The organism is Proteiniclasticum aestuarii, assembly GCF_017368455.1.
In the GTDB taxonomy this organism is placed as follows: domain Bacteria; phylum Bacillota; class Clostridia; order Clostridiales; family Clostridiaceae; genus Proteiniclasticum; species Proteiniclasticum aestuarii.
This window is the reverse complement of record NZ_JAFNJU010000002.1, coordinates 265079-289861: the sequence shown is the minus strand read 5'-3', so window position 1 is coordinate 289861 and position 24783 is coordinate 265079. Positions and strand designations below refer to the sequence as shown.

Here is a 24783-nt window from a genome sequence, read left to right as displayed (position 1 = left end):
TACAAAGAAATCCTGTATTCAGGACGTCTGTTTTCTGGCTTTCAGAAAACGAAGGAGGAATACGAAACTGCCCAGGAGTCTCAGTGAAGAGGAGACGAAGAGGGCACCCTCTATGCTCAGAACATCCTGGATATAGGTTCCGAAGAGGGGCGCCACCGCCAGGGTGACGCTGGTGAGTGTGGCGTGGACCGCCACACTCATGGTGCGGTATTCATCGGGACTTGCAGCCAGAAGGCTTCCCAGAACCACTACGATGGTACCGGCCGTGAAAAATCCTGTGACAGGCTGCATGAAGGTCAAGGTCACCAGGTTCTTTGACAGGATATAGAGAAGCGGGGTGAGTCCCATTCCGAAGGTGGCAAGGGCTATGGCCAGCTTATAATCGAACTTCTTGATGACCTTCTTCCACTGGGTGAAGCTTAAGACCATGAAGATGCTGGAAAGCACATTGATGATGGTCAGCCACATCTCATCCGCACCGAGCACTTTGATCTGGTACACATTAAAGAGAGGCCATCCCATCTGCCATCCGAAATGGAAGAGAAGAGAGCAGGCTAGAAAACTCACATACTCCTTATGGGAAAAAACAGCCCGAAGACTTTCCCTGAGTTTCGGAACAGACTTCTCTTTCTGCTCTTCTTCCGTAACCAGCGGCTCCATCTTGTACATGTAGTGGATTTCCTTCAAGCCGATGAGAAAGGAAAGAACGATGAAGATCTGATACATGATGATGACGGTCCTGTTCACCGAGGAGAGAGAAAGGATGAAGCCCACCAGAATGGATACGGAGATCTGGGAGATCTGAGACATCTGATTCCTGATGGAAAGGGCATCTGCTCGTTCATGGGGACTGAAGATGTCTCCGGTGTAATCCTGCAGGGAAGTGGCGGATATGGATTCCGGAAAGTTCATGAGTCCATAGATGAGAACGAAGACCATGGGCTGCATCGTCTTGGGCAGAAAAGGGACTGCGGCGAGAAACAGGGGCATGAGTCTTGAAATATAGAAGAAAGTGCCCAGAGTCTTTCTTTTCGATTTCCCTTTCTGGATCAGAAGAATCCCTGGAATGGTTGTGAAGATGGCCACGAATCCAGGCAGGGCATTGAAAAGACTGAAATGGATGTCTTCTCCGCCAAGACGGTCCAGAAACTTGATGGCATAGCTCTTGGAGAGGACGGTGACCATGGTGAAGAGGATTCCGTTGATGGCGTAGTATTTGATGTTCTGACTGTTTCCGAAGAGCATGTGCTCGAGCTTCTTTCGCATAGTTCTTACTCCTGTATTGATTGCAGTATGGCTTGTATCTGATGTATTTTACTCTTTTTCGGAGAGAAGGTCCATAGTTTCCTGGTCTTTTTCAGGAAATCTTGTGTTTTCTGATTTTTTTCGGATATCGCTGTAGGAGTTGACAAAGGAATCTCTTCGGGTTTATAATGTGACCAAGGTGTCATATGACCATATGGTCATAAAAGAGGAGGGTGACAGGCGGATGCCAAAACAGACATTTTTCAATCTGCCGGAGGAGAAGCGGGAAAGGATTCTTGGCGAAGCTGTGGCAGAGTTTAAAGACTACGACTATGACGTGGCAAGCATCAACCGCATCGTGGAGAGAAGCGGAATCTCCAAAGGGAGTTTCTATCAGTACTTCAAGGATAAGGAGGATCTTTATCTTCACATCATGTCCATCATCGGAGAAAAGAAGATTCAGTATCTGACCCCATCCATGATGAATTTCGCGGAGGTGAATTTCTACGATGCGCTGCGGGAGATGTATCGGGCGGGCATCGAGTTTGCACTGGAGAATCCTGATTATGCGGAAATCGGAAACCGCATGATGAAAGATACCAGCGGCCTTCTTCAGAAGATCAGGGAAACCTTCACACCCAAGGGAGACGACATGTTCATAGCCCTTCTTCAGAAGGGGCAGGAAAACGGGGATGTGAGGGCGGATCTGGATCTTCGGCTGGTGGCGAAAATCATGATCGGCATGCAGATCAGTGTAGTGGAGTATTATTTCGAGAAACATCAGGACGAGGGCTATTCCATGAAGATCATGGAGGAGCTGGATAAATTCTTTGATCTCATCAGAAACGGCATCAGTTAAGGGGGAAGGGTAAAATGATTAAAGTCGACAATCTCAATTATTCCTACACGAAAGACAAAAACTACGCACTGAAGAATGTGAGTTTTCAGGTGGAGCAGGGGGAAGTGTTCGGTTTTCTCGGACCATCCGGAGCAGGAAAGTCCACCACCCAGGGCATTCTCACGGGTCTTCTGCCCATCCAGGAAGGGTCCGGGCAGGTGGCAGGCTATGATCTTCGAAAGTTTGACCGAAAAGTATTCAACAGAATCGGGGTATCCTTTGAGCAGTCCAATGTCTATGGAAAGCTCACTGCACTGGAAAATCTGGAGTTCTACAGAAAACTCTTTGATGTGGAGACCATGGACCCGGAAGAGCTTCTGAAGCTGGTGGGCCTGGACCATGTGAAGAACAAGAAGGCCGGCACCTTCTCCAAGGGGATGAAGCACAGACTGACCTTTGCCAGAAGCATGATCAACAAGCCTTCTTTATGGTTCCTGGATGAACCCACCACGGGCCTTGACCCTGCCATTGCCGGCAGCATCAAGGACATCGTGAAGGAGAAGAACAAGGAGGGCACCACGGTGTTTCTCACCACCCACAACATGTTCATCGCGGATGAGCTCTGCGACCGGGTGGGGTTCATTGTGGACGGGCAGCTGAAAGTCATCGACTCTCCAAGAAACCTCAAGCTGCAGTATGGAAAGAAAGTGGTACAGGTGGAATATCTCAAGGGAGAGAAGCTGGAGACAGCACTCATCGACCTCTCCAATGAGGAAGAGAGACTTCTGCTCAATGAAATCGTCAAGGACGGTCACATTGAAATGATGCATACGAAAGAGGCGACGCTTGAGGAAATCTTCATCAGACTGACGGGCAGGGGGCTGGTATAAAATGAAGCTTCTACATACCTTTTTAAGAGACCTGAAGGTCTCCTACAGAACCTACTACATCTACATCGAATTCATCATGGCGCTGATCATCGTTGCGGTGCTGCTCTTTGTGGTGCCGGAGAACGCCGATCCCACCACGAAGCTGTTTCTCCATGTGGAATCCGGTATAAACAGCGAACAGATCCTCACATCCATGGAGAAGGACCAGAGCGCGGACATCACGCTTCTGGATTCCAGAGAGGAAGTGGTTCTGGCCATGGAGAAGGATCGTGCTTCTCAGGGGGCCGTCATCGGCGAGACGAGTGAAGGCATGGGCTACGAAATCATTCTTCAGGGCTATGAGAGCGAAGAAATTCGAAACATGATGGAAAGCGTCCTTCTGGCCGGCTTCAAGACCGAGCATCCACAGTACACGGAAACCACCACAGTGAAAGTGCTGGATGCCGATGCGGAAAGACTTTCCGACCGGACCAACTATATGCCGATTCTCCTCATGATGAATTCGGCGTTCATGGGACTGTTTATCGTGGCGGCCTATGTGTTCATGGACAAGGAGGAAGGCACCATAAGAGCCCTTACGGTGACGCCGGTGAGCATAAGAGATTACCTGCTTTCCAAGGTGGGTGTCATGCTCTTCACTGGGCTTCTTACCGGGCTGATCACAACGGTTCTGGTGGTGGGGATGAAGGTGAACTACCTGCATCTCTTTCTGGTGCTGGCCGCATCCAACTTCTTCGGTACGGCGCTGGGACTCTTCATCGCAAGTTTCTACGATTCCATCATCAAGTCCATGGGAGCGCTCTACATCATCATCATGATCATGGCCTTCGGGGGAGTTTCCTACTTCATGCCGTCGTTTTCGCCGCTCATCATCAGAATCCTGCCGTCCTATCCTCTGCTTTTCGCCTTCAGAGAGGTGTTTCTTGAAAGGCCGGACACGGGCTTCATCCTGACCACATCGGGACTCTTCATTCTGGCAGGGGCAGTATTTTTCATGGCGGCGGTACTCAGATACAAGAAGACACTGACAGTGTAGGGGGGGAGAAGAATGCTTAAGAAAATATTGGCCATCATGGGCCGTGATACGAAGTCCGGCATGAGAGACTACATGATTCTTTATATCCTTGTGGTTCCCTTTCTCATCGCTGTCATTCTCAATATGCTGACAAGCTCCGTCTCTCAGTCCATTCTACGGTTCGCCGTAGACGATACGGTGACGGAGGAGGAGATCTCCTATTTCACGCAATATGCCAAGGTAGAGGAATTTGAGTCGGAAGAAGTCCTTCTGGAGCGTGTGGAAGCACTGGATGATGTCTATGGCATCACGAAAGATGCAAACGGATTTCAGGTGGTGACCCAGGGGAACGAGAAGGTGGATATGCAGGAAATGGCCGTGCTGCTCCTGGATTCATTATCCAATGAAGACATTGAGGTTCCAGTCACGCTTACGGTATCGGATGTGGGCTGGAAGCTTTCTCCCATCAAGCAGTATGGAGGAAGTCTCCTGGCAGTATTCATCTCCATCTTCGGAGGTATGATCATCCTCATCAATCTGGTGGAGGAAAAGCAGGAGAACACCCTGGCAGCCATGAATGTGGCTCCGGTGAATAGAATCCAGTATGTTCTGGGGAAAGCAGCACTGGGATTTCTCATTCCTCTTGTTCATGTCATCGGGATTCTACTGATTCTTGATTACGGCAGCATCAACTACTTCATGGCGGCTCTTGTCACCGTGTCCATTGCACTCACTTCAGTGATCATCGGCTTCACCATCGGCGTCAACAGCGACAATGTGCTGGCTGCCATATCCGGTATGAAAATGGTGTTTCTGCCTGTGCTGGGATCCATATTCGGCGCCATCTACCTGAGAGAAGGACTCCATTTTCTACTGTACTGGTCTCCCTTCTACTGGGCGTTCATGGCTATGGATTCCATCATACTGAAGGAAGCCGCCTGGGGAAGCATCCTCTTCAGCACTCTGATGATCCTCCTCATTTCATCTGTGGTGATGCTGGCCATGAGAAAGAAAATAAACAGAGGACTGAAATAACAACTATAAATGATTGGAGGTAATAATATGGACGGACTGGCACTACTTGGACTACTACTCATTGTCTACGCGGCAGCGGTGATCTTCATCACGGTGAAGAAACCGGAGCAGATCTGGAACATGGCGAAAATAAGAATGTTCCGCAAGCTACTGGGAGAAAAGGGAACGGAAATCTTTTTCTATGTCTTCGCTCTAGCGGCGGCAGGTTTCGGCATCTGGCTTCTTGTGAGTTAATGGAAGCCGCTCAAAAATCATTGTAAAAATAAACAAAAAGATACGCCTCTTTCATGCAGGAAGCATGGAAGAGGCGTATCGTCATTTTTCTGATGGATGATTCTTATCTGAAGGAGATGATCTCCACCAGTTTCCGATCTCTCAGAATTCTCTTGAAGAGGAAGTAGCCGATGAGGGTCACCACGACGAATTCTCCAAAGAACACCTGGGCTGCCGACAGAAAGAAGGGCAGATCCAGCAGGTAGTAGAGAAGAAGACCGATGATGATTCCATTGACCACAGCAGGCCACAGGGTGGCCACGAAAAGATTTTTCGTCTTTGAAATCAGAAGCAGTGCGATGAGTGTGGCCAGGGTACCGAAGATCACATCCACAGGACCTAAGGGACTGCCAAGGTTTGCGATGAGGCATCCCAGTGTGAGACCGTAGATATATCTCTTGTCTATGAAGACCAGAAGGACGAGGATCTCAGCGATTCGAAACTGTACGCCCAGATAGCTGAAAGGCAGCAGCATGGTCAGCGCAGCATAGATGGCTGCGACGATGGACGATTTGACCAGAAATTCCACGTGATTTATGTTTTTCGTACTCAATTTTATGTTCCTCCACTTTTGATGATTGCTAAAATAAATGATAAAACCTGACCAATTATATCACAGCTTATCCCGAAATCAAAGGAACCTCCGGAAGTTTTTCTTCCGGAGGTTCTGGATATTTCCGCTTCTAGTATTTGTCTTCGGCATACATCTGAGACTGTTCAATGAGCAGATTCTGCCTGGTGTCCCAAAGCTTCTGAGAGAGGTCCACATAGTATCTATGAGGATACTCAAGCCTTAAGGCTTCAGGCCAGAGATTCTCGATTTCCTTCTTTGAATAGGCTCTGATTTCAAGGACCGTCGGGCTCTTATAGACCAGTACGCCCTTCTCGAAGATTCTTTCCTGCAGTTCTCTCAGGGTGTATTCCTTGAAGGTTCTTCTCTTCCAGGTATAGGTGGGATCAAAGATGGTCAGCGGCTGGCTTTCATCGATGACTTCATCATGCTCGCAGAGAAGATCTGCCACAGCCAGGCCGGACTTGTTGGAGAAGACTCTGTAGATCTTCTTGAAGTGCGGCGTTGTGATTTTTTCCTGGTTCTCACTGACCTTGATCTTCGGCGTGATCTTTCCGTCTCTTTCCACGGCCACCAGTTTGTATACACCACCGAAGACCGGTTCGCTTCTTGCAGTGATGAGCCGCTCGCCCACACCGAAGACATCGATGGGTGCACCCTGTGCCAGTACATCTCGAATGATGTATTCATCCAGAGAGTTGGACACGATGATCTTCACATCTTCAAAGCCTGCTTCATCCAGCATTCTTCTGGACTGCTTGGTGAGATAGGTGATGTCACCGGAATCGATTCGGATGGACTTAGGCCGATTTCCTGTGGGCAGCACATATTCATTGAAGACCTTGATGGCATTGGGGATACCGGATTTCAGCACGTTATAGGTATCCACCAGCAGGGAGCATTTATCCGGATAGATTTCCGCCCATTTTCTGAAGGCTTCATATTCTGAATCGAAGAGCTGTACCCAGCTGTGCGCCATGGTGCCCACGGCGGGTACATTGAACATGATTTCCGCCAGGGTGTTGGAAGAGGAGGTTGCGCCACCGACGATGGCTGCTCGGGTTCCGTAGATGGCACCGTCATAGCCCTGGGCTCTTCTGGAACCGAATTCCAGCACATCTCTTCCTGCCGCGGCTCTTACGATTCTGTTGGCCTTGGTGGCAATCAGGGTCTGATGGTTCACGGTCAGAAGGACCATGGTCTCCACAAACTGGGCCTGGATGATGGGCCCTCTTACGGTCACCAGGGGCTCATTGGGAAACACCGGAGTACCTTCAGGCACTGCCCAGACATCACATTCGAACTTGAAGTTTTCCAGATAGCTGAGAAAGCCTTCGCTGAAGGTATTCTTGCTTCTGAGAAATTCAATGTCTTCCTTGGTGAAGGTGAGATTCTCCAGATACTCTATAAGCTGGTCCACACCAGCCATCACTGCAAAACCGCCTTCATCGGGAATCTTTCTGAAGTACATATCAAAATAGGCGATGGTCTCGTCCACACCATTTTCGAAATAACCATTGCCCATGGTAAGTTCATAGAAATCAGAGAGCATCGTGAGATTTCTACCATTCCTTACGTCAATCACGCGTTCCATATTATCACCGTTCCTAAAATTATTTGGTTGTCTGCTTTGTACCATTATACCAAATTACAGGAGTTTTTCTACAGAACTTCAGCTTTCACGCTGAAGGGAATCAGCTGAAGAGACCGGACAGGCGATCCAGAAGTCTTCTGAACCCTTTTACGGGCATGAAGCCGCTGCGGTTTTTCCACTGGATTCCTTCCAGAAGAATGATGCAGAAGAGAAGCCATGCAAGGCCTCCAGCCTGACCGGCCACCACATCACTGGGGTAATGGGCGCTGAGATAGACTCTGGAAACCGCAACCAGTGAGGCAAGAAGAAGCAGTGCTGCAGTGAGGATGATCTTGGTTTTCTTCTTCAGCGCACTTCTCACCACAAGATAGGCGATGAATCCATAGAGAATCATGGAACCCATGGCATGCCCACTGGGAAAGCTGTAACCCACCGCATCGATGGCTTCATTGATGGAAGGCCGCTCGATTCTGAAAAATTCCTTCAGAAGCAGTATGAGCAGTCCGCCTCCGCCCATGGCGATGGCGTAAAAAAGCATCGTCCACTTGTCTTTCCCTCTGAACCAGAGGTAGAGGAGAATCATGGCGCTCACCATGGCCGTGAACCAGACGGAACCCATTTCTGTGAGGAGCGTCAGTGCATCCTGAAGAAACGGGGAAGAAAAATACATGAGAAAATGCACAACGGCATCATCGATGACCCGTATATTTTCGTTGACGACACTTTCCGAGATTTCTGAAAAAAGCGCCAGAGAAGCATAGATGATTCCAAAACCCAGGAAAAGCAGCAAGAAGGTGATGGCGACTTTTCTCACCCTGTCTTTGTTCATGTCGAATTCACTCCTTTCATCGGCTGAATCTGCCTGCCTGTGCTTTTATACAGGCTGCCTTCTCCTCATTATAACAGATGACATGGAACTTTTTGACAGGGGGAAAGAAGGTTTTCACTGTGATTCCTGATGGAAAGATGGATTCATTTAAGGAAACGAAGGCGGATTTCTGATAGAATAAGGATAATCGAAACTGAAATTTATGCTGAAGGGGGAATAGACCATGTTTTTCAGACTGGACGATCGGAAAGAACCCATGAAATTCAGAAACAATACGGCGCAGTACATGCTGATCGGTGGCTTTTTATCCGCCATCGCGGGCTGGTTCTGGCAGCCTGTGGCCCTGGGGGCTCTGGCGGTGTTTCTGGGGTTCTTTTCCATGAAATCGGAGAAGGGTGCCTGGGGAATCCCTGTATTCATACTCGGCGTCATCACCATGCTCAGCAGCATCTACAGATAACAGCGACAGATACGAAGGGGAGGGATTTTCTTGCTGCTACAGCTCATGAACGGACTTGGCATTTTCTACTACTGGACCTGGTTCATCTGGCCGTTTTTTCTGGTCTTTGGACTCTACTCCGCACTGTCGTCGCTGATTCTGGAAAAGAAGGAATCCGGTGGCATGGTGCTTCTGGCGGCGGTGTCGCTTCTGGTGATTCTTGCCGGAATCACTTCACCGAATTTCATGTAGATACGGATGGAAACAAAAGGGGAGGCTGCAAAGCCTCTTTTCATTGCCTCCAGACGTATGAGGATGTCTGGCGTTCGCACAATATAGAGGAAGTGTTCTTTCCTAAGGATGTGAAATAGGGTAGAATAGAGACTTACGAAAGAAAAGGAACTGGAGGAAGATGATTTTGGAACTGGACAAGTATCAGCAGGATGCATATCTGACAAAAGAGAATAAGGTTCTGGTGGTGGCGCCACCGGGGTCCGGAAAGACCACGGTGATGCTCCGAAGACTCCAGCATATCATAGAAGAAGGCGTTTCTCCGAAGAAAATCGTTGTGCTGACTTTTTCCAAGGCATCTGCCGTGGAGATGGAGGAGCGTTATGAGGGGAAGGGCAGCATAAGACCCTTCTTCGGCACCATCCATGGACTCTGCTATCGGATTCTACGGGTGAAAAGGGGAGCCATCAGCATGATCTACGGGAAGGATGAATTTATCATCCGCAGCAGGCTCCAGAAGGAGCTGAAGCTGGACTCCGATGATGTGGAGACCATCTTAAGGGACATTTCGAAATACAAGGTCAAGACCTATCTGAAGGAGACGGACCTGGTGCTGACCCATAAGGACGATCTCTTCGAGAAGGCCTTTGACCTCTACGAGTCGGAGCGGAAGAAGCGGGGGCTGCTTGATTTTGACGATCTTCAGATCGAAGTGCTTCGGCAGTTCGAAGATGAGGCGTTTCTGACCGCCTTTCGAAATGCCCACAGTCATATCCTCATCGATGAGTTTCAGGATCTGGACCCCATCCAGCTGAAGATCATCCAGAAGATCTCCAAGGAGCAGAGGCTCTTCTGTGTGGGCGATGAGGATCAGTGCATCTATGCCTTCAGAGGATCGGATCCCACCGGGATGATCGATTTCGAGAAGATGTTCCAGGGGAAGAAGCTGTACCTGAAATACAACTACAGAAGCACCGAGAACATCGTGAACTATGCGGGAGAAGTGATTCAGCTGAATACTCTGCGGAACAAGAAGGAGCTTCTTGCCAGCCGGAAGGAAAAGAGAAAGATCACGAAGATCTTTCCTGAAAACCAGGAGCTGATGCTGCTGGACATCGCCAACGAAATCAGAAAAGACGCCTTCGGAAGCTATGCCATTCTCTACAGAACCAACAGAGAAGGCATGCGGGTGAAGGAGTTTCTGCGCAAAGAGAAGATCGCTTTTCATTCCAGAGACAACTACAACTTCTTCAAGGGATTCATCGCCAAGGATATTCTGGATTATCTGAGAGCGGCTTATCAGGACGATCGGGAGGCCTTCTTGCGAATCGTCAACAAACCCTACCGGTATCAGTCCAAAGCGGATATGAGAAAGATCGGACTGGGGGAGGACATCGAGAAGATTCTTCTGGACCCGGCAAAGAACAACTACTCCCTGATCAAGAACCGGGAATTTCTAAGAGACCTTTCCGGAATCCGGAAAATGACCACGGAGCGTGTGGTGGAATACATCGAGAAGGTTCTAGGCTATGAGGAGTATCTGAGAAGCTATGCGGAGCGCACGGGCAGAGACGAGGAGGAGCTTTTCGAGGAGCTGGATGAGATGAAGGAAGTAGCGGCCTACTATGACAATCCGCTGGATCTGCTCACCGCTTCCACCAGAGAGGCGGAAGTCACGGAAGCGAAGGTCTCCCTGTCCACGGTCCATGGGGTCAAGGGGCTGGAGTTTGACAAGGTCTTCGTCATCAATGCGGTGGAAGGCTACATGCCCCACGGCGCATCTCTGGAGAATCTGGAAGAGGAAAGAAGAATCTTTTATGTGGCCATCACCCGGGCCAAAGAAGAGCTTCATATCTATAGCCCCAGATTTATTCACGGAAAAGAGAGAAAAAGAAGCCGTTTCGTACTATAATATAGGGTGATATTAAATTTAACGATGCATTTGCGCATTCTGAAGTGATTAGGAGATAAATATGAGAATAGAAATTGGACCCAACGAGGCTGGTCAGAGACTGGACAAGTTCCTGAGGAAATATCTGAAGGACGTGCCGCTGTCTGCCATCTTCAAAACCATACGAAAAGGAGATGTCCGGATCAACGGAACCAAAGGAAAGGAAAAGACGTTTCTGGAAGAGGGAGATGTGATTGAAATCAAGTATCTCTATTCTGATGCGCCCAAGGCCAAGGCCAAGGTCTATGATGTGGAGCCGGAATTCAAGGTGACCTTCGAAGACGAGAACATCCTCATGGTGGAAAAGTGGCCCGGCATCCTTGTGCACAAGGACAATGAGGGAAGCGACCCGACCCTGACGGATCAGGTGCTGACTTATCTATACAGAAAAGGAGAATTCGATCCGAAGGAAGAAAAGACCTTTTCCCCATCCCCTGTGAACCGACTGGATCGGAACACCTCCGGTATCGTCATCTACGGGAAGAACTATGAAGCGCTGAAGGCTTTAAACGAGATGATCCGAGACGGAAGAATCGTGAAGAACTATCTGGCCATCGTCAAGGGAAGAATCAAGGATGGAGAATACAGAGCCTACATCGAGAAGAGAACCGATGACAACCTCAGCAGCGTCAGCGATACGGCCGGCCCCGGGAAGAAGGAGATCGCCATGACCGTGAAGACGGAAGAGAGCACAGGACAGTTCTCTCTGGTGGAGCTGGACCTGCTTACAGGAAGAAGCCATCAGTTAAGGGCCCATCTGGCTTCTCTAGGGAATCCCATCATCGGCGACCCGAAATACGGAGACAAGGAAGTCAACAACTACCTGATCAACAAATATCATCTGACCTTCCAGTTCCTTTATGCCTATAAGGTGACCTTCAAGAATCCCGACGGCAAACTGGAATATCTGGGCAACAAGGTGGTGGCGGAGAAGCTTCCTCCACTTCTGAAGAAAATCAAGAGTGATTTATTCAAGTTTGATCTGTAGACGGAGGAAACTATGAAACAGCAATCCACAGGAAAGGGGTTCGCCTATTTATCCATGGCGGAGCTCCTTGTTAAAATCATGTCTGTGGTCTATGTGCCACTTCTGATCAGAATACTGGGCGGAGTAGGTCACGGCATTTATGTTGTGGCCTATGACGCGTTCACCCTGATCTATGTCCTGACCAACGAAGGCATCCAGAGAGGAATCTCGAAGCTCATTTCAGAGCTCTATGCACAGAACAACCCCAGAGATGCTCTGCGGGCTTTTCGCCTGTCCAGAACCCTTCTCATCGGAGGCGGTCTTTTTGCGGGGCTCCTGCTGTTTGTCCTGGCCCCCTTCATCACCCAGGCTGCGGAAACGCCTGAGGCGACTATTGCCATAAGAGCTCTGGCGCCTACGGTGATGATCACCGCCATTTTATCATCCTATAGAGGATATTTCCTGGGCAGAAGATATGTGTCAGCCAATGCCTTGTCCAAGATCCTTGAGCAGCTCATCAATGTGGTGGTCTCTCTGGGGGGAGCCTATCTGCTCATGAGGGTGGATCTGGTCTATGGCGTGGCTGGTGGAACCCTCGGAACCAGCGTAGGGGCACTATTTGCTGTTCTTCTGCTTATGCGGGAATTCTACAAGGGAAGGCTGCATAAGATCAGAAGAAGTGAACAGGATGAAAACGCCTATCATCATACGGGCAGAGAGCTTGTGAATAAACTGCTCTCCTACTCCTTCCCCATCACCATCTCCGCCGGAGTCATCCATCTGGGCGGATTCATCGACTCTCTGATCATCAACAACCGTCTGCTGGATGCGGGACTTGTCTATGCTGCCGCAAAGACGGCCTACAGTGAGCTGGCCAAGTTCAAGAGCCTGCAGTTCGTGCCCAACACCATCGTGGTGGCACTGGCTTCGGTGCTTCTTCCGGGAGTATCCGCTGCCAAGGCGGTGGGGGATGAGGAGTCCATCAGAAAGAAGATCAACTATGCGGTGAAGATGGTCTTTCTGGTGTCGGTGCCTTCCTTTGTGGGCATGACGGTGCTGGCCGGACCCATCTATGACGTGCTGAAGTATGAAACCGGTGTGGAGCTTCTGCGCTATGGTTCCATCAGCGTCATCTTCCTGGGCATGATTCAGATTCAGACGGTGATTTTCCAGGGGCTCGGAAAGTTCTACTGGGGCACCTTCACCATGCTGGGGGGGATTCTTGCAAGACTTCTCATCAACTATGTGCTGGTGGGGATGCCGGAAGTGAATATCATGGGTGCGCTGGTCTCCAATGTGGCCAACTTCTTCATTCCCTTCGTCGTCAATCATTACCTGATTACAAAAGTGCTGGGATACAAGGTGAAGCTAGGAAAGAATGCCTTCGGTCCTGTGATATCAGCGGCATTCATGGGTATCGTGATCTTCCTTCTAGGAGAACTCTTCGGTATGCTTGAAGCAGGCTACATCATAAGCAGTATTCTGACCATGGTCAACATCTTCATCGGCATGGGGATCTATGCCGTGTCCATGCTGCTCACAGGAGGCATTACAAGCGATGAGCTCAATGAGATCTCCCCAAGAATCTATCGCATGATACCCAAGGGGATTCAGAGAAGAATGAAATAGCTCCTTATGGAATTTTCATGGATTGTTTTTTGTGTTTCAAAGTAAAATATCCTATAATAGTAGTAAGACAATTGAAATCCATTATCAATTGGGAAAGAGAGTTTCAGGCGTTAACAGGATCTGAACTCAAAGGAGTTGTTTTACCAATGGAAGGAATATTTGAAGAAAGAAAGAAGAAAAGATTTGAAAATACCTATGGAAAAGTGCTGACGGGCATGATGCTTGCAGCCAATCCATTTAAAAAGATGGCATTCAAGACTCCGTGCATGGTGCACCGGTTCATCAACATTCAGGCGGTGGTGATTCTGGAGAATGAAGGCTATATTGAAGCCGCCGAGTTCTACAAAGACCACATCAAATCCCTGAATGAGGGGGCCACATGGGCAGACCAGGACTTCAAGTCCATCAACCACTTCTACCATAATGAGAAGCAGAAGGGGCTCTTCGGATTCTCCGATGGCCTGACAGAAGCGCAGAAGAACATGCATAAATCCCTGCTGTATCTTGAAAAAGGGAACATCGAGCGATCGGTCTTCTACCTGGGCGTATTCTGCCATCTGGCCCAGGACATGACGGTGCCTCAGCATGTGAACAACAGGCTGCTGGACAGTCACAAATCCTATGAGACCTGGATCAAGAAGAAGATTTTTGCGGAAATCGATTATTCGGTGGATTCCGGTATTCTGAGGTTTGAGACCCTGGATGACTACATCCGTGAAAATGCAGTGGTGGCCAACTTCTATTATGAGAAATACAAAAGCATAGAAGACAAAGAAGTCATGTACGAGACCCTCTCCAGAAAAATGCTGGAAGTGGCTCAGAATACAACGGCAGGGCTTCTTCTGGACTACTATGAGAAATATTATAAAGACAGATAAGGAAACAGAAGATGAAAGTAGTACTTGCAGCAATCAATTCCAAATACATTCACACCAACATCAGCCTCCGGTATCTGGAGAAGATTTCAGCGAACCTTGATGTGGAAACCGAGAGGCTGGAGTTTTCCATCAATGAAATGAAGGACAAGATCCTGGAAGAAATTCTGGAAAGGAAACCTGACCTGGTGGCGTTCTCGGTGTATATCTGGAACTTTGATCTGGTCAGGGAACTTTCTGTGCTTATCAAACGTATAGACGAGAATATCAGAATACTTTATGGAGGACCTGAGGTCACCTATGACAGTAGGAAACACCTATCCATCATGGCTGGAGACTACATCATCCGTGGAGAAGGGGAGCTTACTTATGGGGACCTTCTAGGTTCTCTTTTCCATGGAAGGGATCTTTCAGGCGTCAAAGGACTGACCTACAGAGAAGGCGCTGAGATTTTCCTGAATCCCGACCGGGAGAAGATGGATATGAGACAGGTTCCCTATCCCTATGACGAAGGGGAGGACCTCACCGGAAAACTTTCCTACATAGAAGCCTCCCGAGGATGCCCCTACCAGTGCAGCTACTGCCTGTCTTCTTCGGAAAGGGACCTTCGGTTCCTTCCCTATGCAGATGTGGAAGAGCGGGTGGAGAAGCTCCTTCAGACAGGCACAAAGGTGGTGAAGTTCATTGACCGGACCTTCAACATTCATCCCGATTGTGAAGCCATCTGGTCCTACCTCATCGGCCTGGACACCGAGGTGACTTTTCACTTTGAAATCTCCCCGGACCTCATCACAAAGGAGCATGTGGCCCTTCTTCAGACCGCACCGGCGGGCAGGATCCAGTTCGAGGTGGGCATTCAGAGCACAAGGCAGGATGTTCTTGTCGCCATCAACCGGTTCATCGGGTTTCATCAGGTGCTGGAGAAGCTTGAGGAGCTGGTGAAGCTTTCAAACATCCATAACCATATGGACCTCATCGCAGGGCTGCCCTACGACACCCCGGAGAGTTTCCATCAGAGCTTCAATGATGTCTATGCCCTCCAGCCTGACATGCTTCAGCTGGGTTTTCTGAAGGTCATCAAAGGCACGCCCATGGAAAGGGATGCGGAAAAATACGGCATCGTGTACAGCCCCTATGCCCCCTATGAAGTGCTGAAGACCCGCTGGATGAGCTTCTCTGATCTTCGCGGTCTGCATCACACGGAGGAAGCCCTTGAAAAATACTACAATTCAGGAAGGTTCTCCGCCGCCCTGACCTATATCCTGGCGGAAGAGGAGGATCCCTACCGCTTCTACAAGGAACTGGGCGAGGATCTCCAGCAGAGGTATAAGGGAAGAAGTCTGGGTGCCAAGGAGCAGTATCAGGTGCTTTTCGAGTTTTCTCTCGCCTATCTTACGGAAAGGGGCCGGAAACCACAGACTGTGGTGCTCAATGAGCTGCTGAAATACGACTGGCTTTCCGGGAACAAGAAGCAGTTCGTGCCGGCGTTTCTTAAGAGAAGCTACCCCGATGACAGGACACTCAGAAGCAGGCTCTCCAAGGAGCTGGGCAGGAAGGTCCATGTGGAAATGTTCAGTATGGATGTATTGAGATATCTTACCTCGGGAGAAGTGTTCATGGCTGATACTCCGGTGGTTTATGATGAGAAAAGTGGAGAAATTATCAAGAATCAGTTGATATCAGTGTGAAATTAGCGTAAACTATAATCTATGTGGTATTATTTAACCCTTTAAATGATAAAGAATACACATTCCTTTTTCATAGCGGTTTTAAGGATACCATGGTAAAATTATACAGTATGGTAACGTTTTGCATAATGCACAGCAAAATAGGAACGGGGGTGATAGGATGGCAAAAGAAGCATTGGATAAAGTAAGAGAAGCGGAGCAGAAAGCACGGGATCTTACAGCAGAGGCAAGTCAGAAGGCGAGAGATATCAGGCGTGATGCGGAAATGCTCGCCGAAACGAAATTCAAGGAAATCATGGCCAGGGGACAGAAAGAGTCTCAGGCGCTGAAGGAAAAGGCGATACAGGAAGGGGAAACCCTTGCGCAACCGATTCTTCAGGAAGGAAAGTCCCAGGCAGCAAAACTGGAGTCTCTTGATGTCAATGATCTTGGAGATGCAGTAAATATTATAGTAGAGAGGATTGTGAAGGCAAATGGCAATCGTTAAGATGAGCAGCTTCAGCTTATTTACCTTCGACTCGGATCGGGACAGGCTTCTGCATGAACTGCAGAAGTTCGGATCTGTTCACTTTACTGATCTGAAGGCTGATGAAACCTTATCGGAAGAAGGCCTTGAAACCTTGGAAGTTCCTGCAGACCTTGTGGTCATCGATGAAGAGATCCAGAGCGTGAAATATGCGCTGGACCTTCTGAAACAGTATGACCAGAGAGAATCAGGAATAAAGGCAATGATTAAGGGTAAGGACAGCTTTACCTTCCAGGAACTGGAAGACAAGGTGGCTGAATTTGATTATGATCCCATCATTTCAAAGTTCAGAGCCCTTACTGGAAAGATTGACCATCTAAGTCAGGAAGAAATGAAGCTCAAGGCCCTCACTGAAGAACTGAGGCCTTGGAAAAAACTGGACTACGAAGTCAAGTCCTTGAGAGATTTCACCTTCAGTGAAGTCTTTACAGGCACCGTTCCTAAAAAGCTCATGGAAAAGCTGAAGAGCGATCTGGAGCCTCTTAAAGAGACCCATTTCGAAGTGTTAAGCGAAGGTAAGGATGAAGCATATATTTTAGGAATCACCTCTTCCACGGAAAGAGAAGAGTTCAACGAAATACTGAGAAACAACAGCTACACCAGTCTGTCCATTCCCACAGAGGGGACACCCACTTCGGAGATGGAGAAGATCAGAGTCGAGCTCAGCAGAATGAAGAGTGAAAAGGCTGAAGTGAAATCGGAAATCAAATCCATGGCGAATCATCTGCCTCAGTTTGAAGAGGTCTATGAGTATCTTCTGAACAAGAAACTCAGATTTGCAGCGGAATCCAATTTCCTGAAGACGGAAAATGTCAATGTCATATCAGGTTATGTACCTACAGAGAAAGCGGTGCAGTTTCGAAAAGCGGTGGAAGGCGCACAGGACAATGCCTTTTATCTGGAAATCGAAGATGCGGTGGATACAGACAAGGAAGTGCCCATTCTTCTGAAGAATGGAAGCTTCAGTGAGACCTTCGAGAGTCTCACCACCATGTATGCGCTGCCTACTTACAACAGTGTGGATCCGACTCCTTATCTTGCGCCATTCTATTTTGCCTTTTTCGGCATGATGGTTGCGGATCTGGCCTATGGAATCATCCTTCTGGCCATCACAGGTGTGGCGCTGAAATTCTTCAATCTGGACAAGGGAACGAAGCTTTTCGTGAAGTTCCTGTTCTATTTAAGCTTCAGTGTCATCGCATGGGGACTGATCTACGGATCCTTCTTCGGAGACCTGATCACACTGCCGTCCCTGATCGCACCCATGGAACAGTATACGGAGCTTCTTGTGATCTCCATCATATTCGGTGGAATCCATCTGTTCTATGCACTGGCCATCAAGGCGTACCTCTCCTTCCGAGAAGGAAAGCCGCTGGATGCGCTCTTTGATGTGGGATTCTGGTATATGGCACTCATGGGCGCCATCGGATTCCTGGCAGCAGGATTCGTGCCCGTACCTGATGTGGTGCAGCCCATATCCATGTGGGTCATGATCATCGGTATGGTGGGCATCGTTTTAACCGGAGGAAGAGAGAACAAGTCCGTAGGCGGTAAGCTTGCTGGCGGTTTCTACTCCCTCTACGGCATATCCGGATATATCGGAGACTTTGTATCCTACTCAAGACTGATGGCTTTAGGGCTTTCAGGCGGATTCATCGCTGTGGCCATGAATATGATCATGAACATGCTTTTTGACATGGGACCCATCGGAATTCTTCCGGGGATCATCATCTTCGTATTCGGTCAGTTATTCAATCTGTTCCTTTCTGCCTTGAGCGCATACGTGCATACTTCAAGACTGACCTACGTGGAATTTTTCGGTAAGTTCTATGAAGGCGGAGGAAAGGCATTTAAATTATTTAGAAATAAATCAAAATACATCAACGTGGAATAAAATTTAGGAGGAAATTTAAATGAATTTTGGACAAGCTTTAGTTGAAAATGGCGGAATAGTTTTCGCGGTACTCGGTATCGCACTGGCGGTACTTCTTTCAGGAATCGGATCAGCAAAGGGTGTTGGGATTGTCGGTGAGGCCGCATCAGGACTCATCATCGAAGAACCGGAAAAGTTCGGTAAGTCCCTGGTTCTTCAGCTGCTTCCAGGTACACAGGGTCTGTACGGATTCGTTATCGGTCTGATGTCACTGGGTTCCCTTACAGTGGATATGTCCATGCAGCAGGGATTATACATCCTGTTCGCGTGTCTGCCCATCGCTCTTGTCGGACTTTACTCCGCAATGTTCCAGGCCAAGGTCGCTGCAGCGGGTGTTGCAATCCTTGCAAAGAATGAAGAACAGTCCACAAAGGGTATCATCTACTCTGTTATGGTTGAGACCTATGCGCTTCTTGCCTTCGTTATGTCACTGATTCTACTTTCTTCAGGTGGTTTCTAAGAAGTCAGAGAATTTTTTGAGCAAACGACGATAAAGGAAGTGAGTAAATGTCCAATCTGGGAAATCTAACAGATAAGATTCTGGAAGAAGCCAAGATCAAGGCTCAGAGACAGATCGGAGAAGCAGAAGCTTTCAGCAAGGATACTGTTTCAAGGAAGGTCAAAGAAGCTGAGGAGAAGAAGGCGAAGATGCTTGAGAAAGCGGCATTCGATGCGAATCTCCTGAAGGAAAGAATGATTTCCAATGCAGAAGTCAACAGCCGTAATGAGGTTTTAAGCAGTAAGCAGAGAATCATCGACAAGGTTTTTGAAGAAGCAAAGAAGAGACTTGGCGAACTGCCAAAGGATCAGTATATAGAATATGTGAAAACGACTTTATCTTCTCTGAACCTGAAGGGTACGGAAACCCTTCTGGTGAAGAAGGAATACAGAGACGATCTCAAGGCACTGGGTCTGGGATACGAAATTTCTGAGGAGTCCGTGGAATCCGGCTTCCAGGTGAAAGACGACAAGATCTCATTGAACTACAATTTCAATGACATGGTCGACTTCTACCGCGATGAGCTGGTCAAAGATGTAGCAGACGCATTATTTAAGGAATAGGAGGGATTTCATGAACAGAATGGATTTTTCCCAAGCTGTCATCAGAATAAAAGTTCTTGAAAAAAGGCTCCTATCTCGCGCAAGACTGGAAAGAATGGTGGATGCCAAGGACATGGACGAAGTGTTCAGAATCCTTGGGGAAACGGAATACCAGCAGCATCTAAGTAATGTGGCACGACCTGAAGATTATGAGAACATTCTTTCAGCAGAGCTCAGAAGAGTATACAAGCTCATGGATGAGCTCACTGGTGAAAAGATCATAACAAAGCTTCTGTCTCTCAAGTATGATTACCACAACCTGAAGGTGCTCGTGAAAGAGCGCGTTCTGGGAAAGAGCCTGTCTGCTCTTTATGTTCCCTATGGAACAGAAGACCTGACGAAGCTTAAGGCGGCCATGTCCCAGGAGGACTTCTCGGACCTTGACAGGAGAATCGGAGAAGCGCTAAAGGAGACTGTAGAAGAATACGAGAAGAGCGGCGATCCTCAGATGATCGACATCGTTTTGGATCGTCATTACTACAGACACCTCCGTGCACTGGCTGATGAGACGGACATTCCGATGTTTCAGGAGTTCGTGAAGAATCAGGTGGACTTCACCAATATGAAGACGCTGATTCGTGTCAAGAAAATGGATAAGGAAATGAAATTCCTGGAAGAGGTTCTTCTGGATGGAGGAGCCATAGACAGAGACAAGATTCTATATTCCATCAACGACACACTGGACGGCATTCTGGATAAATTCCGAAAGGAAGATATCGGGAAACCGCTGACAGAGGGACTGGAGGCATTTCGAAGAACCGGTAGGCTGAGTGATTTTGAGAAAATCATCGACAATAGACTCATGGAGATCAATGAACCTTCGAGAAATATTGTCTTTGGACCAGAACCGCTGTTTTCCTACCTGCATGCCAAGGAAGCTGAAATCAAGGCATTGAGAATCATCATGATTTCAAAGATCAATAAGCTTTCTCCAGAAGTCATCAGGGAAAGGTTGCGTGATTTATATGTATAAGATAGGAGTAATCGGGGACAAGGATTCCATACTGCCTTTCAAGGCACTGGGCATCGATGTATTCCCTGTGGTTGGACCCGAGGAGACCAGAAAAACCCTGGATACTCTGGCCATGAAGAAATATGGAGTAGTGTTTATCACTGAACAGTCAGCTGTGCTCATTCCGGAGTCCATTGAACGATATAACAAGGAAATCGTTCCTGCGGTGATCCTGATTCCAAGCAATCAGGGAAGCCTGAATATCGGTCTGGACAGAATCAACGAGAATGTGGAAAAAGCTGTAGGTTCAAATATATTATAGAAGGAGCGCTCTAATGAAAGTCGGAAAAATAATCAAAGTGTCCGGCCCCCTTGTTGTTGCAGAGGGTATGGATGAAGCCAACGTCTATGACGTGGTTCAAGTTTCAGATAGAAAGCTCATTGGTGAAATAATCGAAATGAGAGGCGACAGGGCATCCATCCAGGTTTATGAAGAAACCACTGGAATCGGACCTGGCGAGCCTGTATATACAACAGGAGAACCTCTTTCCGTGGAACTGGGACCTGGACTCATCGAGTCCATGTTCGACGGAATACAGAGACCTCTGAATGCAATTATGGAACTGGTGGGAGATTTTCTTGAAAAAGGAGTGGTTGTACCATCCCTGAACCGAGAAAAGTTATGGAAATTCACACCAACGGTGAAGGTCGGCGATGAAGTATCCCAGGGGGATGTCATCGGAACTGTCCAGGAAACCACCGTTGTGCTGCACAAGATCATGGTGCCTGCAGGAATCTCAGGCACAGTAAAGGAAATCAGAGAAGGAGAGTTCACCGTTGTGGATACCGTATGCGTACTGGAATCCGGCGAAGAACTCATGATGATGCAGAAGTGGCCTGTAAGAAAGCAGAGAGGATATGAAAGCAAAATCAATCCTGACGAGCCTCTTGTTACAGGGCAGCGAGTCATCGATACCTTCTTCCCCATCACCAAGGGAGGAACCGCTGCGGTTCCAGGACCCTTCGGATCCGGTAAGACCGTTGTTCAGCATCAGCTGGCCAAGTGGGCGGATTCTGAAATCGTGGTCTATGTAGGCTGCGGTGAGCGTGGAAACGAGATGACGGACGTTCTTCTCGAGTTCCCCGAAATCAAAGACCCGAAGACCGGTGAGTCTCTCATGAAGAGAACCGTTCTGATCGCCAATACATCCAACATGCCGGTGGCAGCCAGAGAGGCTTCCATCTATACAGGAATCACCATCGCGGAATACTTCAGAGACATGGGCTACAGCGTAGCCATCATGGCAGACTCCACATCCAGATGGGCGGAAGCGCTGAGAGAGATGTCTGGTAGACTGGAAGAAATGCCTGGTGATGAAGGGTATCCTGCGTATCTTGGATCCAGAGCGGCCGAGTTCTATGAAAGAGCCGGTAAGGTCAACTGCTATGGCAGTGACAACCGTATCGGTGCCCTGACCATCATCGGTGCCGTATCCCCTCCAGGAGGAGATATTTCGGAGCCGGTATCCCAGGCGACTCTTCGAATCGTCAAAGTGTTCTGGGGACTGGATGCAAGCCTTGCTTACAGAAGACATTTCCCAGCCATCAACTGGATGAACTCCTATTCCCTGTACCAGTCCAAGGTAGACGGATGGATGAACCAGAATGTGCATGAAAACTTTGCAGACAATCGTATCAAGGCCATGAGCCTTCTGCAGGAAGAGTCCTCCCTGCAGGAAATCGTAAGACTTGTAGGACGTGACTCTCTTTCAGAGACCGACCAGCTGAAGCTGGAAGCATCCAAGTCCATCCGAGAAGACTTCCTGCAGCAGAATGCGTTCCACGAAGTGGATACCTATGCATCCCTGGACAAGCAGAATCTCATGCTGGACCTTGTGCTTCACTTCTATGATGAAGGTCTGAGAGCCCTCAAAAACGGCATCTATCTCAGTGATCTGATCAATCTGGAAATCAGAGACAAGATCGCCAGAGCAAAATATCTTGATGAGTCCGACATCGGCAAGATCGCAGACATCAAGACTGAACTTACGAAGATCATGGACGATCTCATCGCAGAAGGAGGGATCCTGAATGCTTAAAGAATACAGGACAGTAACCGAAGTTGTAGGACCTCTTATGGTCGTGGAAGGTGTGGAAGGCGTCAAGTACGAGGAACTCGTGGAGATCGAAATCCAGACCGGAGAAAAAAGAAGAGGAAGAGTGCTTGAAATCGATGGCGACAAAGCCATGATTCAGCTCTTCGAAGGTTCCACTGGAATCAACCTGAAAGGGACCAAAGTAAGATTCCTTGGAAAACCTCTTGAACTGGGTGTTGCGGAAAGCATGATCGGTCGAATCTTCGATGGTCTGGGAAGACCGAAAGACGGCGGACCTGAAATCATTCCGGATCAGAGACTGGACATCAACGGTGTGCCCATCAACCCCGTAGCAAGAGACTATCCGTCCGAATTCATTCAGACCGGTGTTTCAGCCATCGACGGACTGAACACCCTGGTACGTGGTCAGAAGCTTCCGATCTTCTCCGGTTCAGGTCTTCCCCATGCCGACCTTGCAGCGCAGATTGCAAGACAGGCGAGGGTCCTTGGAAAGGGAGATAAGTTTGCGGTTGTTTTCGGAGCCATCGGTATCACTTTTGAAGAAGCGCAGTTCTTCATCGACGACTTCAAGAAGACAGGCGCCATCGACCGTGCGGTTCTGTTCATGAACCTGGCCAATGACCCTGCCATCGAAAGAATCGCGACACCTAGAATGGCGCTGACCTGTGCCGAATACCTTGCCTTCGAGAAGGGTATGCACGTGCTGGTTATTCTCACAGACCTGACAAACTATGCGGAAGCGCTTCGTGAGACCTCTGCAGCGAGAAAGGAAGTACCGGGTAGACGTGGATATCCAGGATACCTCTATACTGACCTTTCCACCCTGTACGAAAGAGCGGGAAGAATCAAGGGAAGGGGCGGCTCCATTACACAGATTCCGATCCTGACCATGCCTGAGGATGACAAGACGCATCCGATTCCTGACCTTACAGGGTATATCACAGAGGGGCAGATCATCCTTTCCAGAGACCTCTACAAGAGAGGAATCGAGCCACCTATTGATGTGCTGCCATCCCTGTCCAGACTGAAGGATAAGGGTATCGGCCGTGACAAGACAAGAGAGGATCACGCAGATACCATGAACCAGCTGTTCGCAGCCTACGCAACCGGTAAGGAAGCGAAGGAGCTTGCGGTCATCCTTGGTGAATCCGCTCTGTCTGAATCAGACAAAGCCTTTGCGGACTTCGCAGAAGCCTTTGAAAAGAGATATGTCAATCAGGGCTATGAGACCAACAGAGAAATCACCGATACACTGGACCTGGGCTGGGAGCTTCTGAAGATCCTGCCAAGAAACGAGCTGAAGAGAATCAGAGACGAATACATCGACAAATACATCCCTAAGGAACCCGAAGGAGTTGAGTAACCATGGCTGTTCTAAATGTTAATCCAACTCGTATGGAATTAACCAAACTGAAGGCAAGACTGGTTACCGCAACTAGAGGGCATAAGCTCCTGAAGGACAAACAGGATGAACTGATGAGACGTTTCATTGAAATGATCAGAAGAAACAAGACCCTGCGTGAGAACGTGGAGAAGGAACTGATCGAAGTGTTCAAGGAATTTCTCGTCTCCTCCGCCATCATGAGTCCGGAATTTCTGGAAGAAGCGGTGGCTCTTCCCAAGGAAGAGATCACGGTGGACATCAGAAAGAAGAATGTCATGAGTGTAAATGTTCCTGTGATGAACTTCGTCAGAAAACTGGCTGAGGACCCTGGAAGCATCTATCCCTACGGATATGCACAGACCTCATCAGAGCTTGACGATGCCATCTCAAGACTTTACGCCATCATGCCGCAGCTTCTGGATCTGGCGGAAGTGGAAAAATCCTGTCAGCTTATGGCTGATGAAATCGAAAAAACCAGAAGAAGGGTCAACGCGCTGGAATACAGAACGATCCCTGAGCTTCAGGAGACCATCAAGTTCATCCGCATGAAACTGGATGAAAATGAAAGAGGTACCATCACAAGGCTCATGAAGGTAAAAGAACTGATTCAGAAAGCCTAGAGAAAGAGATACAATGAAGAGATCAGAGTGGAAGTCCGCTCTGATCTCTTTTTGCCGGAAGTGAAGAAAGGACTCTGAAT

The 24783-nt window shown here is 48.5% G+C and carries 25 protein-coding genes; 21 read left to right on the top strand and 4 right to left on the bottom strand.

The window, feature by feature from the left end; translation table 11 throughout:
- Window positions 1–18 precede the first annotated feature (18 nt).
- Complete coding sequence (locus J3A84_RS04095; RefSeq protein ID WP_207598740.1) at window positions 19–1266, bottom strand: MFS transporter; 1248 nt, start codon at window positions 1264–1266, stop codon at window positions 19–21.
- A gap of 223 nt (window positions 1267–1489) precedes the next feature.
- Between J3A84_RS04095 and J3A84_RS04090 the strand changes: the two genes are divergently transcribed.
- From J3A84_RS04090 to J3A84_RS04070, 5 genes are read left to right on the top strand one after another with little or no spacing between them, the layout of a single operon-like run.
- On the top strand, window positions 1490–2104 hold the full coding sequence (locus J3A84_RS04090) for a TetR/AcrR family transcriptional regulator (RefSeq protein ID WP_207598739.1): 615 nt from the start codon (window positions 1490–1492) through the stop codon (window positions 2102–2104).
- A gap of 14 nt (window positions 2105–2118) precedes the next feature.
- On the top strand, window positions 2119–2973 hold the full coding sequence (locus J3A84_RS04085) for an ABC transporter ATP-binding protein (protein WP_207598738.1): 855 nt from the start codon (window positions 2119–2121) through the stop codon (window positions 2971–2973).
- 1 nt (window position 2974) lies between these two features.
- Window positions 2975–4009, top strand: a complete 1035-nt coding sequence (locus J3A84_RS04080; RefSeq protein ID WP_207598737.1) for an ABC transporter permease — start codon at window positions 2975–2977, stop codon at window positions 4007–4009.
- A gap of 12 nt (window positions 4010–4021) precedes the next feature.
- A complete protein-coding gene (locus J3A84_RS04075) occupies window positions 4022–5023 on the top strand; it encodes an ABC transporter permease (protein ID WP_207598736.1) in 1002 nt (333 codons plus the stop codon).
- 27 nt (window positions 5024–5050) lie between these two features.
- The gene (locus J3A84_RS04070) at window positions 5051–5257 is read left to right on the top strand and encodes a hypothetical protein (protein WP_207598735.1); all 207 of its coding nucleotides are present in this window, start codon (window positions 5051–5053) and stop codon (window positions 5255–5257) included.
- A gap of 103 nt (window positions 5258–5360) precedes the next feature.
- Here J3A84_RS04070 and J3A84_RS04065 read toward each other — a convergent pair whose 3' ends face one another.
- From J3A84_RS04065 to J3A84_RS04055, 3 genes are all read right to left on the bottom strand, one after another.
- On the bottom strand, window positions 5361–5849 hold the full coding sequence (locus J3A84_RS04065) for a QueT transporter family protein (protein WP_281069611.1): 489 nt from the start codon (window positions 5847–5849) through the stop codon (window positions 5361–5363).
- A gap of 130 nt (window positions 5850–5979) precedes the next feature.
- The gene (locus tag J3A84_RS04060) at window positions 5980–7461 is read right to left on the bottom strand and encodes a nicotinate phosphoribosyltransferase (protein WP_207598734.1); all 1482 of its coding nucleotides are present in this window, start codon (window positions 7459–7461) and stop codon (window positions 5980–5982) included.
- 100 nt (window positions 7462–7561) lie between these two features.
- A complete protein-coding gene (locus tag J3A84_RS04055) occupies window positions 7562–8290 on the bottom strand; it encodes a phosphatase PAP2 family protein (protein WP_207598733.1) in 729 nt (242 codons plus the stop codon).
- A gap of 223 nt (window positions 8291–8513) precedes the next feature.
- Between J3A84_RS04055 and J3A84_RS04050 the strand changes: the two genes are divergently transcribed.
- From J3A84_RS04050 to J3A84_RS03975, 16 genes are all read left to right on the top strand, one after another.
- Window positions 8514–8750, top strand: a complete 237-nt coding sequence (locus tag J3A84_RS04050) for a hypothetical protein (RefSeq protein WP_207598732.1) — start codon at window positions 8514–8516, stop codon at window positions 8748–8750.
- 30 nt (window positions 8751–8780) lie between these two features.
- A complete protein-coding gene (locus J3A84_RS04045; protein WP_207598731.1) occupies window positions 8781–8981 on the top strand; it encodes a hypothetical protein in 201 nt (66 codons plus the stop codon).
- A 166-nt stretch (window positions 8982–9147) separates the two neighbouring features.
- Window positions 9148–10872: an ATP-dependent helicase gene (locus J3A84_RS04040; protein ID WP_207598730.1), complete on the top strand. Its 1725-nt coding sequence runs from the start codon at window positions 9148–9150 to the stop codon at window positions 10870–10872.
- A 61-nt stretch (window positions 10873–10933) separates the two neighbouring features.
- The gene (locus J3A84_RS04035; protein ID WP_207598729.1) at window positions 10934–11899 is read left to right on the top strand and encodes an RluA family pseudouridine synthase; all 966 of its coding nucleotides are present in this window, start codon (window positions 10934–10936) and stop codon (window positions 11897–11899) included.
- A 12-nt stretch (window positions 11900–11911) separates the two neighbouring features.
- Window positions 11912–13507 carry a putative polysaccharide biosynthesis protein gene (locus J3A84_RS04030; RefSeq protein ID WP_207598728.1) on the top strand — a complete coding sequence of 532 codons (1596 nt, stop codon included), beginning with the start codon at window positions 11912–11914 and terminating at the stop codon, window positions 13505–13507.
- A 146-nt stretch (window positions 13508–13653) separates the two neighbouring features.
- Window positions 13654–14385 carry a zinc dependent phospholipase C family protein gene (locus tag J3A84_RS04025; RefSeq protein WP_207598727.1) on the top strand — a complete coding sequence of 244 codons (732 nt, stop codon included), beginning with the start codon at window positions 13654–13656 and terminating at the stop codon, window positions 14383–14385.
- An 11-nt stretch (window positions 14386–14396) separates the two neighbouring features.
- On the top strand, window positions 14397–16070 hold the full coding sequence (locus tag J3A84_RS04020) for a B12-binding domain-containing radical SAM protein (protein WP_207598726.1): 1674 nt from the start codon (window positions 14397–14399) through the stop codon (window positions 16068–16070).
- A 160-nt stretch (window positions 16071–16230) separates the two neighbouring features.
- Complete coding sequence (locus tag J3A84_RS04015; protein ID WP_207598725.1) at window positions 16231–16557, top strand: hypothetical protein; 327 nt, start codon at window positions 16231–16233, stop codon at window positions 16555–16557.
- Window positions 16544–18490: a V-type ATP synthase subunit I gene (locus J3A84_RS04010; protein ID WP_207598724.1), complete on the top strand. Its 1947-nt coding sequence runs from the start codon at window positions 16544–16546 to the stop codon at window positions 18488–18490. The genes J3A84_RS04015 and J3A84_RS04010 overlap by 14 nt, the downstream gene beginning before the upstream one ends.
- A gap of 19 nt (window positions 18491–18509) precedes the next feature.
- Window positions 18510–18989, top strand: a complete 480-nt coding sequence (locus J3A84_RS04005; RefSeq protein WP_207598723.1) for a V-type ATP synthase subunit K — start codon at window positions 18510–18512, stop codon at window positions 18987–18989.
- A gap of 47 nt (window positions 18990–19036) precedes the next feature.
- On the top strand, window positions 19037–19591 hold the full coding sequence (locus J3A84_RS04000) for a V-type ATP synthase subunit E (RefSeq protein ID WP_207598722.1): 555 nt from the start codon (window positions 19037–19039) through the stop codon (window positions 19589–19591).
- A 10-nt stretch (window positions 19592–19601) separates the two neighbouring features.
- A complete protein-coding gene (locus J3A84_RS03995; RefSeq protein WP_207598721.1) occupies window positions 19602–20603 on the top strand; it encodes a V-type ATP synthase subunit C in 1002 nt (333 codons plus the stop codon).
- The gene (locus tag J3A84_RS03990) at window positions 20596–20904 is read left to right on the top strand and encodes a V-type ATP synthase subunit F (protein WP_207598720.1); all 309 of its coding nucleotides are present in this window, start codon (window positions 20596–20598) and stop codon (window positions 20902–20904) included. Before J3A84_RS03995 ends, J3A84_RS03990 begins: the two co-directional genes overlap by 8 nt.
- Before the next feature lie 13 nt (window positions 20905–20917).
- Window positions 20918–22681 (top strand): V-type ATP synthase subunit A, encoded by a 1764-nt coding sequence (locus J3A84_RS03985; RefSeq protein WP_207598719.1) that lies wholly within the window; start codon window positions 20918–20920, stop codon window positions 22679–22681.
- The gene (locus J3A84_RS03980) at window positions 22674–24062 is read left to right on the top strand and encodes a V-type ATP synthase subunit B (protein ID WP_207598718.1); all 1389 of its coding nucleotides are present in this window, start codon (window positions 22674–22676) and stop codon (window positions 24060–24062) included. The genes J3A84_RS03985 and J3A84_RS03980 overlap by 8 nt, the downstream gene beginning before the upstream one ends.
- A gap of 2 nt (window positions 24063–24064) precedes the next feature.
- On the top strand, window positions 24065–24703 hold the full coding sequence (locus J3A84_RS03975) for a V-type ATP synthase subunit D (RefSeq protein WP_207598717.1): 639 nt from the start codon (window positions 24065–24067) through the stop codon (window positions 24701–24703).
- Window positions 24704–24783 lie beyond the last annotated feature (80 nt).

Bases quoted from the DNA above. Each gene is read 5' to 3' on its own strand.
- J3A84_RS03975 (WP_207598717.1), top strand. From the start codon at position 24,065: ATGGCTGTTCTAAATGTTAATCCAACTCGTATGGAATTAACCAAACTG.
- J3A84_RS04015 (WP_207598725.1), top strand. From the start codon at position 16,231: ATGGCAAAAGAAGCATTGGATAAAGTAAGAGAAGCGGAGCAGAAAGCA.
- J3A84_RS04055 (WP_207598733.1), bottom strand. From the start codon at position 8,290: ATGAACAAAGACAGGGTGAGAAAAGTCGCCATCACCTTCTTGCTGCTT.
- J3A84_RS04095 (WP_207598740.1), bottom strand. From the start codon at position 1,266: ATGCGAAAGAAGCTCGAGCACATGCTCTTCGGAAACAGTCAGAACATC.
- J3A84_RS04085 (WP_207598738.1), top strand. From the start codon at position 2,119: ATGATTAAAGTCGACAATCTCAATTATTCCTACACGAAAGACAAAAAC.
- J3A84_RS04090 (WP_207598739.1), top strand. From the start codon at position 1,490: ATGCCAAAACAGACATTTTTCAATCTGCCGGAGGAGAAGCGGGAAAGG.
- J3A84_RS04075 (WP_207598736.1), top strand. From the start codon at position 4,022: ATGCTTAAGAAAATATTGGCCATCATGGGCCGTGATACGAAGTCCGGC.
- J3A84_RS04080 (WP_207598737.1), top strand. From the start codon at position 2,975: ATGAAGCTTCTACATACCTTTTTAAGAGACCTGAAGGTCTCCTACAGA.
- J3A84_RS03985 (WP_207598719.1), top strand. From the start codon at position 20,918: ATGAAAGTCGGAAAAATAATCAAAGTGTCCGGCCCCCTTGTTGTTGCA.
- J3A84_RS03995 (WP_207598721.1), top strand. From the start codon at position 19,602: ATGAACAGAATGGATTTTTCCCAAGCTGTCATCAGAATAAAAGTTCTT.
- J3A84_RS03990 (WP_207598720.1), top strand. From the start codon at position 20,596: ATGTATAAGATAGGAGTAATCGGGGACAAGGATTCCATACTGCCTTTC.
- J3A84_RS04025 (WP_207598727.1), top strand. From the start codon at position 13,654: ATGGAAGGAATATTTGAAGAAAGAAAGAAGAAAAGATTTGAAAATACC.
- J3A84_RS04020 (WP_207598726.1), top strand. From the start codon at position 14,397: ATGAAAGTAGTACTTGCAGCAATCAATTCCAAATACATTCACACCAAC.
- J3A84_RS04000 (WP_207598722.1), top strand. From the start codon at position 19,037: ATGTCCAATCTGGGAAATCTAACAGATAAGATTCTGGAAGAAGCCAAG.
- J3A84_RS04005 (WP_207598723.1), top strand. From the start codon at position 18,510: ATGAATTTTGGACAAGCTTTAGTTGAAAATGGCGGAATAGTTTTCGCG.
- J3A84_RS04050 (WP_207598732.1), top strand. From the start codon at position 8,514: ATGTTTTTCAGACTGGACGATCGGAAAGAACCCATGAAATTCAGAAAC.
- J3A84_RS04030 (WP_207598728.1), top strand. From the start codon at position 11,912: ATGAAACAGCAATCCACAGGAAAGGGGTTCGCCTATTTATCCATGGCG.
- J3A84_RS04070 (WP_207598735.1), top strand. From the start codon at position 5,051: ATGGACGGACTGGCACTACTTGGACTACTACTCATTGTCTACGCGGCA.
- J3A84_RS04010 (WP_207598724.1), top strand. From the start codon at position 16,544: ATGGCAATCGTTAAGATGAGCAGCTTCAGCTTATTTACCTTCGACTCG.
- J3A84_RS04060 (WP_207598734.1), bottom strand. From the start codon at position 7,461: ATGGAACGCGTGATTGACGTAAGGAATGGTAGAAATCTCACGATGCTC.
- J3A84_RS04035 (WP_207598729.1), top strand. From the start codon at position 10,934: ATGAGAATAGAAATTGGACCCAACGAGGCTGGTCAGAGACTGGACAAG.
- J3A84_RS03980 (WP_207598718.1), top strand. From the start codon at position 22,674: ATGCTTAAAGAATACAGGACAGTAACCGAAGTTGTAGGACCTCTTATG.